The sequence below is a fragment of the Pseudomonas sp. HLG18 genome, assembly GCF_051903985.1.
Taxonomy (GTDB): Bacteria; Pseudomonadota; Gammaproteobacteria; order Pseudomonadales; family Pseudomonadaceae; genus Aquipseudomonas; species Aquipseudomonas fluorescens_BT.
This window is the reverse complement of sequence record NZ_CP195831.1, coordinates 6,078,989-6,091,094: the sequence shown is the minus strand read 5'-3', so window position 1 is coordinate 6,091,094 and position 12,106 is coordinate 6,078,989. Positions and strand designations below refer to the sequence as shown.

11 protein-coding genes and 2 tRNA genes are annotated in these 12,106 nt (G+C 57.8%); 1 reads left to right on the top strand and 12 read right to left on the bottom strand.

Annotated elements, in window-relative coordinates; genetic code table 11:
- Positions 1-157: 157 nt before the first annotated feature.
- The 11 genes from infB to rlmE all read right to left on the bottom strand — a co-directional run bounded on the left by infB (position 158) and on the right by rlmE (position 11,269).
- On the bottom strand, positions 158-2,674 hold the full coding sequence (gene infB / locus ACSPX5_RS27820) for a translation initiation factor IF-2 (RefSeq protein WP_169428809.1): 2,517 nt from the start codon (positions 2,672-2,674) through the stop codon (positions 158-160).
- 27 nt (positions 2,675-2,701) lie between these two features.
- Positions 2,702-4,183, bottom strand: a complete 1,482-nt coding sequence (nusA, locus tag ACSPX5_RS27815; protein WP_169428808.1) for a transcription termination factor NusA — start codon at positions 4,181-4,183, stop codon at positions 2,702-2,704.
- Positions 4,184-4,230: 47 nt separating this feature from the next.
- Entirely contained in the window at positions 4,231-4,689 is a 459-nt protein-coding gene (gene rimP, locus ACSPX5_RS27810; protein ID WP_039769696.1) for a ribosome maturation factor RimP, read from the bottom strand.
- A 138-nt stretch (positions 4,690-4,827) separates the two neighbouring features.
- A tRNA-Met gene (locus tag ACSPX5_RS27805) sits at positions 4,828-4,904 on the bottom strand.
- A gap of 97 nt (positions 4,905-5,001) precedes the next feature.
- Positions 5,002-5,087 (bottom strand) — tRNA-Leu (locus ACSPX5_RS27800).
- 22 nt (positions 5,088-5,109) lie between these two features.
- Entirely contained in the window at positions 5,110-5,493 is a 384-nt protein-coding gene (secG, locus tag ACSPX5_RS27795; protein WP_439822056.1) for a preprotein translocase subunit SecG, read from the bottom strand.
- 4 nt (positions 5,494-5,497) lie between these two features.
- A complete protein-coding gene (gene tpiA, locus ACSPX5_RS27790) occupies positions 5,498-6,253 on the bottom strand; it encodes a triose-phosphate isomerase (protein ID WP_439820662.1) in 756 nt (251 codons plus the stop codon).
- 65 nt (positions 6,254-6,318) lie between these two features.
- Positions 6,319-7,656: a phosphoglucosamine mutase gene (gene glmM / locus ACSPX5_RS27785; RefSeq protein WP_169428807.1), complete on the bottom strand. Its 1,338-nt coding sequence runs from the start codon at positions 7,654-7,656 to the stop codon at positions 6,319-6,321.
- Between the two features lie 16 nt (positions 7,657-7,672).
- On the bottom strand, positions 7,673-8,524 hold the full coding sequence (gene folP / locus ACSPX5_RS27780) for a dihydropteroate synthase (RefSeq protein ID WP_439820661.1): 852 nt from the start codon (positions 8,522-8,524) through the stop codon (positions 7,673-7,675).
- A gap of 8 nt (positions 8,525-8,532) precedes the next feature.
- The gene (ftsH, locus tag ACSPX5_RS27775; protein ID WP_169428805.1) at positions 8,533-10,437 is read right to left on the bottom strand and encodes an ATP-dependent zinc metalloprotease FtsH; all 1,905 of its coding nucleotides are present in this window, start codon (positions 10,435-10,437) and stop codon (positions 8,533-8,535) included.
- A 202-nt stretch (positions 10,438-10,639) separates the two neighbouring features.
- A complete protein-coding gene (rlmE, locus tag ACSPX5_RS27770; RefSeq protein WP_439820660.1) occupies positions 10,640-11,269 on the bottom strand; it encodes a 23S rRNA (uridine(2552)-2'-O)-methyltransferase RlmE in 630 nt (209 codons plus the stop codon).
- A gap of 101 nt (positions 11,270-11,370) precedes the next feature.
- Here rlmE and ACSPX5_RS27765 point away from each other — a divergent pair, with 101 nt between their 5' ends.
- Positions 11,371-11,679: a YhbY family RNA-binding protein gene (locus ACSPX5_RS27765; RefSeq protein WP_085698388.1), complete on the top strand. Its 309-nt coding sequence runs from the start codon at positions 11,371-11,373 to the stop codon at positions 11,677-11,679.
- 9 nt (positions 11,680-11,688) lie between these two features.
- Here the strand turns inward: ACSPX5_RS27765 and ACSPX5_RS27760 are convergent, their stop codons facing one another.
- Positions 11,689-12,093, bottom strand: a complete 405-nt coding sequence (locus tag ACSPX5_RS27760; RefSeq protein WP_169428803.1) for an MFS transporter — start codon at positions 12,091-12,093, stop codon at positions 11,689-11,691.
- Positions 12,094-12,106 lie beyond the last annotated feature (13 nt).

The window sequence follows — 12,106 nt, the reverse complement described above, 5'->3', positions numbered from 1 at the left end:
TTGTTACCTGTTACTGCCCCGCGGTGAAACCCGCAAGGTCTGAAAGCGGCAAACGCCCGGCCTGACAAAAAGCCAGACCGGGCGTTGCGTTTAGAGTCCTGACGCCGTGCCGCGCATTTTCATGCGGCGGCCCGACGTGGCCCTTGAAGTGCACGAGTCAGAGGCTGCGAGCAACCTGAACCTTCTCGAAGACTTCGATCTTGTCACCGACTTTGACGTCGTTGTAGCTCTTCACGCCAATACCGCATTCCATGCCGGCACGCACTTCGGAAGCGTCATCCTTGAAGCGACGCAGGGATTCCAGCTCGCCTTCGAAGATAACGATGTCTTCACGCAGTACGCGGATCGGACGGTTACGGTGGACGGTACCCTCGATCACCATGCAGCCGGCGATAGCGCCGAACTTAGGCGAACGGAACACGTCACGTACTTCGGCCACACCGAGGATGTTCTCGCGAACATCGCTGCCAAGCATACCGGTCAGGGCTTTCTTGACGTCTTCGATGATGTCGTAGATTACGTTGTAGTAACGCATGTCCAGACCTTCCTGCTCGACGATCTTCCGTGCGCCGGCATCGGCACGCACGTTGAAGCCGAACAGTACAGCGTTGGAAGCCAGTGCCAGGTTGGCGTCGGATTCGGTGATACCACCGACACCGCCACCGACCACGCGCACTTGCACTTCGTCGTTGCCCAGGCCGTTCAGAGCACCCTGCAAGGCTTCCAGCGAACCACGGACGTCGGATTTGAGGACGATGTTGAGCGTCTTCTTCTCTTCCTGACCCATGCTTTCGAAGATGTTTTCCAGCTTGCCGGCGTGAGCGCGAGCCAGTTTGACTTCGCGGAACTTGCCTTGACGGAACAGAGCCACTTCACGGGCTTTCTTCTCGTCGGCAACCACGCTCATCTCGTCGCCAGCGTCAGGCGTACCGTCCAGGCCGAGGATCTCGACCGGAATGGCCGGGCCCGCTTCCTTGATCGGCTTGCCGTTCTCGTCGAGCATGGCGCGTACACGGCCGTAGTTCGAGCCGACCAGCACCATGTCACCTTGACGCAGCGTACCGTCCTGAACCAGAACAGTCGCTACCGGGCCACGGCCCTTGTCCAGACGCGATTCAACCACGACACCACGGCCAGGGGCCGATGGAGTGGCAGTCAGTTCGAGAACTTCGGCTTGCAGCAGAACAGCTTCAAGCAGTTCGTCGACGCCGGTACCCATCTTCGCCGAGACCGGAACGAATGGAGTGTCGCCACCCCACTCTTCGGAGGTCACGCCGTGAGCCGACAGTTCGCTGCGGATGCGATCGAGATCAGCACCCGGCTTGTCGATCTTGTTCACCGCAACCACCAGAGGAACGCCAGCCGCCTGAGCATGCTGAACAGCTTCGATGGTTTGTGGCATCACGCCGTCGTCCGCCGCAACCACCAGGATCACGATGTCGGTCGCCTTGGCACCACGGGCACGCATTGCGGTAAACGCGGCGTGACCCGGGGTGTCGAGGAAGGTGACCATGCCGCGTTCGGTTTCAACGTGGTAAGCACCAATGTGCTGGGTAATACCGCCGGCTTCGCCAGCAGCAACCTTGGCACGACGGATGTAGTCGAGCAGCGAGGTCTTGCCGTGGTCAACGTGACCCATTACGGTCACGACCGGCGCACGAGGAACCGCTTCACCTTCAAACTTCAGGGACTCGGCCAGGGAATCTTCAAGGGCAGTGTCGCTGACCAGGGTCACTTTGTGGCCCAGTTCTTCGGCTACCAGTTGAGCAGTTTCCTGATCAAGCACCTGGTTGATGGTCGCTGGAGTACCCAGTTTGAACATGAACTTGATGATTTCAGCAGCCTTCACCGACATCTGCTGAGCGAGATCGCCAACAGTGATGGTTTCGCCGATCTTCACTTCACGCACGACAGGGCCGGTCGGGCTCTGGAAACCGTGGGCGTTGCGTTTCTTCAGCTTGGCCTTGCCGCGACCGCCGCGACGGAAGCCATCGCTTTCTTCGTCGGTGGTGCGTGGCGCCACACGTGGAGCCGGTGCCTTTTCCTTGACCGAAGCGCGATGCGGAGCATTCTTGCGCTCGCCATCACCACCGCCACGACGGTTGTTATCGTCGGCACGTGGTTTGTCCGGACGGCGCTGTTCGTCACGCTTGCGAGTGTCGGCAGCGGGCGCAGCAGCCACAACCGGCGCAGCTTCGCGCACAGGTTCAGCGGCTGGCGCAGGCGCAGCAACAGGCTCGGCAGAAGCGGTCGGTGCAGCAGGCTGGCGACGCGCTTCTTCTTCAGCGCGAACACGGGCTTCTTCTTCAGCCTTTTGACGGGCAGCATTCTCTACTGCGCGACGCTCATCCAGTTCACGCTTGCGCTCGGCTTCGATTTCTTCCGGGCTACGCTGTACGAAAACTTTCTTCTTGCGGACTTCAACGCTGATGCTTTTGCTGCCAGCCACACGCAGGGTGCTGGTGGTTTTACGCTGCAGCGTGATCTTGCGTGGTTCTTCCACTTTCGCCTTGTGGCTGCTCTTCAAGTGAGTCAGCAGGGATTGCTTCTCACTGTCAGTCACATGTTCTTCGGCGGCGGTGTGCGGCAGACCTGCCTCACGCATCTGCTGCAACAGGCGCTCTACCGGTGTTTTGACCTCATCGGCCAGTTGTTTCACCGTGACTTGCGTCATGCATTTCTCTCCTCAGGCCGCGCCTAATTACTCGAACCAGTGGGCTCGGGCGGCCATGATCAACTTGCCGGCACGATCATCGTCAATGCCGTCGATGTCGAGCAGGTCGTCAATAGACTGCTCGGCCAGGTCTTCGCGGGTAATTACGCCGCGCACCGCCAGTTCCATCGCCAAATCCTTGTCCATACCCTCAAGCGAGAGCAGGTCTTCGGCCGGATGGGCGTCTGCCAGCTTTTCCTCAGTAGCGATGGCTTTGGTCAACAAGCGATCCTTGGCACGAGCGCGAAGCTCGTTGACGATCTCCTCGTCAAAGCCGTCGATGTTGAGCATTTCTTCCAACGGTACGTAGGCAATCTCTTCCAGGCTGGTGAAGCCTTCGTCTACCAGCACCTGAGCCAGCTCTTCGTCGACTTCCAGCTCGTCGATGAAGTTGCGCAGGATGTCGCCGGTTTCCGCTTGTTGCTTAGCCTGGATGTCCGATTCGGTCATCACGTTCAGGGTCCAGCCAGTCAGCTGGCTCGCCAGACGCACGTTCTGACCACCACGACCGATGGCCTGAGCCAGATTGTCTGCGCCAACGGCGATGTCCATGGCGTGGGCATCTTCGTCAACGATGATGGCCGCCACTTCTGCCGGCGACATGGCATTGATCACGAACTGCGCCGGGTTGTCGTCCCACAGGACGATATCGACACGCTCGCCACCCAACTCGCCCGACACGGCCTGGACGCGCGAACCGCGCATACCGATGCACGCGCCCTGCGGGTCGATGCGTTTGTCCTTGGAACGGACGGCAATCTTGGCCCGCGAACCCGGATCACGGGAAGCGGCCATGACTTCGATGAGGCCTTCAGCGATTTCCGGCACTTCGATACGGAACAGCTCGATCAGCATTTCCGGCGCGGTACGCGACAGGATCAGCTGAGGGCCACGGTTCTCGGTGCGGATTTCCTTGAGCAGCGCACGCAGACGCACGCCAACACGGAAGGTTTCGCGAGAAATGATGTCTTCACGGGCCAGCAACGCCTCGGCGTTATTACCCAGGTCGACGATCACGTTGTCGCGGGTCACTTTCTTCACGGTGCCGGAGATGATTTCTCCCAGGCGCTCGCGATAGGCGTCAACCACTTGAGCGCGCTCGGCTTCGCGCACTTTCTGCACGATGACCTGCTTGGCGGTCTGCGCAGCGATGCGGCCGAACTCGATGGATTCGATCTTTTCTTCAACGACGTCACCAACCTTGGCGCCAGGATGCGTTTCGGCAACCTTGCTTGGCCAGGTTTCAATGGCCGGATCATCGAGATCATTCTCTTCGACGACCGTCCAGCGACGGAAAGTTTCGTAAGAACCGGTGTGGCGATTGATTTCCACACGCAGATCAACTTCGTCTTCAAAACGCTTTTTGGTAGCAGTGGCCAGAGCCAGCTCCAGCGCTTCAAAAATTACGCTTGCCGGTACGCCCTTTTCATTGGATACCGACTCAACAACCAGCAGTACTTCTTTGCTCATCGTACGCCTCGCCTTTCGCAAGCCATTGGATCCGCGGGATCCGCGTCTCAGTCAAAACTGGGAATAATGTTGGCCTTGTCGATCATATCGATCGGCAACAGGAACTCATGGTCATCTACCTGCACCACGACATCCTGTTCTTCTACACCGCGCAGAAGGCCCTGAAAGTTGCGTCGTCCTTCAAAAGGCGAGCGCAGCTTGATCTTCACTTGTTCACCGACATATTTGGCAAACTGCTCAAGAGTGAACAGTGGGCGTTCCATGCCTGGCGAGGAAACTTCAAGGGTGTATTCAACGGATATCGGATCTTCAACATCCAGCACACCGCTGATCTGACGGCTGACGATGGCGCAATCGTCCACCAGCACGCCGCCTTCCTTATCGATATAAACGCGCAACATTGAGTGGCGACCTTGAGCCGAAAACTCAATACCCCAGCATTCATAGCCCAGGGCCACGACCACCGGGGCCAACAAGGCCTGCAACTCTTCTAGCTTGCTCGACACCTGAACCCCCTCGTGCATGTATGTGCATGCTTTGCAAAATAAAAAAATGGGCGAAACGCCCATCCTTGAAACGCCGTCGAACAGCGGCGTTGAAAGTGTCCAGCTAACAAAAAGCCCCTTAAAAGGGGCTCCTTAAACTGGTTGCGGGGGCCGGATTTGAACCGACGACCTTCGGGTTATGAGCCCGACGAGCTACCAGACTGCTCCACCCCGCGACAAAGCTGGGGCGGAAGTATACGACCGATCCCTGAAAGGGTCAATGTAACCTTCCACCTGCAAGAAAGCCCGCAACAGCGGGCTCTCCTGACTAATTGGTACCGAGAAGGGGACTCGAACCCCTACACCCTATGGGCACAACCACCTCAAGGTTGCGTGTCTACCAATTCCACCACCTCGGCAAAACTACGTTTGAAACCCTTCTTACTTCTGCTCTTGAGCTGGAGGTACGTCAGTCGCTGGAGCAGCCGACTTTTGCTCTTGAAGCACCGGGACATCATCAGAAGCCGGTTGTTGCTTTGGAACTTCCAACACTGCCGGGTTTGGCAAACCTGCCTGAGTCAGCTGATGAGCTTTCTCTTTAGCAAAGTATCCTAACCCCAAGCTGGTTATGAAGAAACCGGCGGCAAGTATAGCAGTAAACTTACTAAGAAAGGTAGAGGAACCTTGGCTTCCGAACACAGTATTTGAAGCACCTGCTCCGAAAGACGCGCCAGCATCCGCACCTTTACCCTGCTGCAGCAAAACCAGAGCAACTACGCCCAATGCACCCAGCAGATGAAAAACGACTACGACTGTTTCCAGCATTTTTTCAGTTTCCCGCGGCGCGACAAATCGCACCGAACTCATCTGCATTCAGGGAAGCTCCACCAATGAGCCCCCCATCGATATCCGGCATGCCGAACAGTTCGACCGCATTGGCCGCCTTCACGCTGCCGCCGTATAGAAGCCGCACGCCTCGTGCGACTTCAGAATTCTCTGCCGCCAACTGCTCACGAATGGCCTTATGCACATCCTGAGCCTGTTGCGGCGTTGCAGTCAGCCCGGTGCCAATGGCCCAGACCGGCTCGTAAGCGATCACTGCATTGGCAAAGGCACCAACGCCCAGCTCCTCAATAATGCTGCTCAGCTGACGCCCGACAACTTCAAGAGTTTTTCCGGCTTCACGCTGCTCCAGGGTCTCCCCCACACACAACACCGGAATCAAGCCACATGCCTGCGCCGCTGCGAACTTGCGATTCAGCATCCCATCTCGCTCGCCCATGATCTGACGGCGTTCGGAGTGCCCTACAAGCACCAGGGAACATCCTGCATCCACCAACTGACTCGGTGCAATTTCACCTGTCAGCGCACCTTGCATCGATTCCACCGCAGAGTTCTGCGCGCCGACCGAAATCGACTTTCCTTTCAAGCCATCAATCACTTGATTGATATGCAGGCAAGGCGGGAATACCGCGACATCAACACCGCTTGGCAAGGCCAGATGACGAAGGCCGTTGATCAGCTCAGCGACGCTGGCGCGGGTACCGTGCATCTTCCAGTTACCAGCTACCATAGGGCGACGCATGCTGTACCTCGTCGGTCAAAGTGGGCGCAGATGTTACCCAACACAATCACGACTGGCAAGCCGTATCAGGCAGAAACTTCAGTTACCAGTTTTGCCAGTTCTTCGGCATAGCCGCGAACCTGGGTTTGATCCTCACCCTCGACCATGACGCGCACCAGAGGCTCTGTCCCGGACTTGCGCAGAAGCACACGCCCACGACCCGCCATCGCCTCGGTTACTCGCTTGCTGGCTTCCTTGACAGCCGGGTGCTCGAGCGGACTGTCGCCACCGCCAAATCGGACATTGATCAGCACTTGCGGACACTTGCGCAGGGCCTGTCGGGTTTGAGCAAGACCTTCATTGCGAGTCTTGAGTGCCATCAACACCTGCAATGCAGCGATGATCGCATCCCCCGTAGTGGTGTGATTAAAGCAGACGACATGCCCCGAGTTCTCGCCACCAACCTGCCAGTTGCGCTCCAGCAATTCGGCAATCACATAACGGTCGCCGACATTGGCACGCACGAAAGGAATACCCAGATCCGCCAGAGCCAGCTCCAGGCCAAGGTTGCTCATCAGCGTGCCGACCACGCCGCCCTGCAGCTTGCCACGCTCATGCAGATCGCGGGCGATGATGAAGATCAGTTCGTCACCGTCGACTATCGCACCGGTATGGTCGACCATCAGCACGCGGTCACCGTCACCATCGAACGCAATCCCCAGATCAGCGTGCTCGGCAAGCACCGCCGCCTGCAACGGCCCCATATGGGTCGAACCACAGTTGTCGTTGATGTTCAGCCCGTTGGGCTGCGCGGACAACACGACGACCTCGGCACCCAGTTCGCGGAACACACTTGGCGCGACCTTGTAGGTCGCACCGTGCGCACAGTCGATCACGACCTTGAGACCGGCAAAGCTGGTGTTGGTCGGTACACTGCTCTTGCAGAATTCGATATAACGGCCGGAGGCATCGTTGATTCGCGATACCTTGCCGATCTTGCTCGACTCGACAACAGTCATTGGCGTATCGAGCAGCTCCTCGATCATCAGCTCCAACTCGTCCGGCAACTTGGTGCCCCTGCCGGAGAAAAACTTGATGCCATTGTCATCGTGAGGGTTGTGCGAAGCACTGATCACAATACCGGCTTCAGCCTGGAAGGTACGCGCCAGGTAAGCAATGGCAGGTGTAGGCATCGGGCCGAGCAACATTACATCGGCGCCGGCCGATGTCAGACCGGCTTCCAGCGCCGATTCGAACATGTAACCGGAAATTCGCGTGTCTTTGCCGACGAGCACCTTGCAGGCGCCCATTTTTCGGAAGGCCATGCCGGCAGCCCAGCCGAGCTTGAGCATGAAGTCCGGAGTGATCGGGTACTCACCGACGCGACCACGAATACCGTCGGTACCAAAGTATTTCTTGCTCATAAGTACTCCATCATTCTTATTCGGCTGATTCCACGGCCGCGATCATGCGCACGACATCCACCGTTTCTGCCACATCATGGACGCGCAATATACGTGCGCCTTTGACTGATGCCAGTGCGGCCAGTGCCAGACCACCATACAGACGCTCACCCACGGGGCGATTCAGGGCCTGTCCGATCATGCTTTTTCGCGAAACACCCACCAGCAGAGGTCGACCCAATGCATGGAGGGCTTCCATGTGCCTGAACAAGCTTAGATTGTGCTGAAGGGTTTTTGCGAAACCGAAGCCAGGATCAAGGATGATCCGTTCGGCGGGTATGCCGACCGAAGCGCATCGCTCCATACGCTCGGCGAGAAACTCACCCACTTCACGAGTGACATCCTGATAGTGCGGATTGTCCTGCATGTTGCCGGGCTCTCCCAGCATATGCATCAGGCAAACCGGCAACCCGGTGGCCGCCGCTGCATCCAGCGCACCATCACGCTGCAACGATCGCACATCATTGATCAGGCCGGCCCCCAGACGCGCGGTCTCCCGCATGACAGCCGGAGTGGATGTATCGACCGAAATGATCACATCGAGTTCGCGATTGATCAGCTCGAGGATCGGCGCCACTCGCTCAAGCTCCTCGAGAGGAGAAACCGCACGAGCACCAGGACGGGTTGACTCACCGCCAACGTCAATCAGCGTTGCACCGGCAGACACCATCGCCTCGGCATGACGCAAGGCTGCATCAAGCTGACTGTATCGACCGCCATCGGAAAAGGAATCGGGAGTGACATTGAGAATGCCCATGACATGCGTCCGGGCCAAATCAAGAACCCGGTTGCCGCAAGGCAACCGGGTCAGGGACTGTACAGAAGTCATTTCAAACCTTAAACGTCAGCAGCCGGACCGCCAATCGGTGTTTCCGGACGCTCATCCTGAACGACCGGAGGAGGCGTACCAGTACCACCCGACCAGTCGCGCGGCTCGCGCGGCGTACGACCCGCCATGATGTCGTCGATCTGTTCGGCATCGATGGTCTCGTACTTCATCAAGGCATCAGCCATGGCGTCGAGCTTGTCACGGTTGTCCGTGAGGATCTGCTTGGCGGTGCCGTAGCACTGATCGATGATGCTGCGCACTTCCGAGTCGATCAGTTTGGCCGTTTCGCCCGAGAAGCTGGCATTCTGACCGCCACCGCCACGACCGAGGAACACCTCGCCTTCTTCTTCCGCATACATCAACGGACCGAGTTTTTCAGACAGACCCCACTTGGTCACCATGTTCCGCGCAATCTGACTGGCACGCATGATGTCGTTGGAGGCGCCTGTAGTCACCCCGTCGAAGCCCAATGTCATTTCTTCGGCGATACGGCCGCCGTACAGCGAGCAGATCTGACTGATCAACGCACGCTTGGACAGGCTGTAGCGATCCTCTTCCGGCAGGAACATGGTCACACCCAGCGCACGTCCGCGCGGGATGATCGACACTTTGTAGACCGGATCATGCTCGGGCACAACGCGACCGACGATAGCGTGGCCGGCTTCGTGATAAGCGGTGTTCTGCTTTTCTTTCTCGGACATGACCATGGATTTGCGCTCGGCACCCATCATGATCTTGTCTTTCGCCAGTTCGAACTCTTTCATCTCGACGATGCGCTTGCCGGCACGAGCAGCGAACAGTGAAGCCTCGTTGACCAGGTTAGCCAGGTCAGCACCGGAGAAGCCCGGAGTACCACGCGCAATAACGGCCGGAGCTACGTCATCACCCATTGGCACTTTACGCATGTGGACCTTGAGGATCTGTTCGCGACCACGGATGTCCGGCAGACCGACCACCACCTGGCGGTCGAAACGACCAGGACGCAGCAGAGCCGGGTCCAGCACATCAGGACGGTTGGTTGCGGCGATGACGATGATGCCGTCATTCATTTCGAAGCCGTCCATCTCGACCAGCAACTGGTTGAGGGTCTGCTCGCGCTCGTCGTGACCGCCACCCATGCCAGCGCCACGATGGCGACCAACGGCGTCGATCTCGTCGATGAAAATAATGCAGGGTGCGTGTTTCTTGGCCTGTTCGAACATGTCACGAACGCGGCTGGCACCGACACCGACGAACATTTCGACGAAATCGGAACCGGAAATGGTGAAGAACGGCACTTTGGCTTCGCCGGCAATCGCCTTGGCCAGCAAGGTTTTACCAGTACCCGGGGGACCAACCATCAACACGCCGCGAGGAATGCGGCCGCCCAGGCGCTGGAACTTGCCCGGATCACGAAGGAATTCGACCAGCTCGCCAACCTCTTCCTTGGCTTCGTCGCAACCGGCAACGTCAGCCAGCGTGGTCTTTACCTGATCTTCGGACAGCAGGCGCGCCTTGCTCTTGCCAAAGCTCATCGGCCCACCCTTGCCGCCCGCACCGCCTTGCATCTGGCGCATGAAGAACATGAACACCGCGATGATGACCAGGATCGGGAAGCTGGCCACCAGAAGCTGGGTCCAGATGCTTTGCTGTTCAGGCTGCTTGCCTTCGACCACGACGTGGTTGTCGACCAGGTCGCCGATCAGGCCATTGTCCTGAATTGCCGGACGAATGGTCTTGAAGCTGTCGCCATCGTTGCGCTTGCCGGTAATCACGTAGCCATCGACGGCCACGCGCTCGACCTTGCCATCCTTGACCTGCTGGATGAAGTCGGAATAGTTGAGGGTCTGCGGCTCGTTAGGGCTGGAGAAGTTGTTCATCACCGTCACCAGGACTGCCGCGATGATCAACCACAGGATCAGATTCTTTGCCATATCGTTCAATTAACTACCCTCTGAAGCAAGCTCCGCTACTGGCGCGCGCTTCGCATGATATTCACCGGCCTAACTTACTACATTACCTACAGCTCTGGCAGGCGCCGTCTGTAACCCTTTGTGAAACACTTTCTACACAATATTCGCTAATGCACGCGGGGCGAAATACGAAAAACCTATCACCCCGCCAAAAAACCTCGTTTTACTCGCCACCGCCGCGGTAGCCCCAAGCCAGCATGTATTGCTCGCGGGAGCTGTCGCGGGAAGAGTCCGGCTTGATCATCTGGATCTTGTCGAACTTATTGCGAGCGTCCTTCAGGTAAGTATCGAACCCTTCTCCCTGAAAAATCTTGATCAGAAAATTGCCGCCCGGCTTGAGTATCCGCTCTGCCAGATCAAGAGCCAGCTCGCAAAGAAACATGGCTTTGGGCATATCTACGGCAGGCGTACCACTCATATTGGGGGCCATATCGGAAATCACAAGGTCCACCTGCGAATTACCCACAGCCTCAAGGATTCGAGCGAGTACTTCGTCCTGAGTGAAATCCCCCTGAATGAAGGTCACGTCCGGAATGCTGTCCATTTCCAGGATGTCCGAGGCGATCAGGCGCCCCTGGCCACCGATCAGCCGACTGGTGACCTGCGACCAGCCACCGGGCGCCGCGCCCAGGTCGACCACGCTCATCCCTGGGCGGATCAATTTGTATTTTTCCTGGACTTCCAGAAGCTTGTAACTCGCACGCGAGCGGTAGCCATCCTTCTGCGCCTGCTTCACATAAGGATCGTTGACATGTCGTTTCAGCCAACCAAGGCTTGTCTTGGAACGCGCCATTGGGCACCTCGTTGATTAGGGTCGTGATTAATTGGGCGGATCCACGAGCCCTCGGGTAAAATGGCCGCCATTTTACAGAATCCAGACGAAAGGGTCAGATTATGCCGCTCACTCCAGAGCAGAAGAAACAGTACAAATCCATTGGCCACCACCTCAAACCAGTTTTGACTGTGGCTGACAACGGTTTGACTGAGGGTGTTTTAGCCGAACTCGAACGCGCGCTGGCGGACCACGAGCTGATCAAGATCAAGCTCAACATCCTCGATCGTGAGGCGCGCCTGGCGTCCATTGCGGAGCTGTGCAAGGTCGGCAAGGCCGATCTGGTTCAGGTCATCGGCAAAATGGCCCTGATCTACCGCAAGAACTTCAGCGTCAACAAGCAGCTGTCGAACGTTCATCGCTTCAAGTGATGAAAAGGGTCAAGGGTGTGCTTCGCGCACCCTGCCACTCCACCCCGGCACCGGCTGCATCACCAGAACCAGCCCGGAAAAGCCCAGAACAAGATAGCTGAACACTTGCCAGCGCTGCGCATCCGGCCAGCCGACACGCACTGCGACATACATCGCACTCGCATACAACGCCATCAGCAGCACCTGTCCGCGAAAATCCCGCCATAGACTGCCCAGGCCTTCGGTCCGTACCAGCACCAAAGCCTGAAAAATCACGCACGCGGCAGCAAAACCCACCACCGGCACTTCAAATGCACTGGCGACCTCGTCAATCAGCAGCGGTGCGAGACCTATCTGGCCCAACACCGGCCGCAGACCGAGGTGCACCAGCCATAAACCGCCGACCCACAACATCTGGGTCAGCTGCCAGAGCATGGCGCCCGCATGC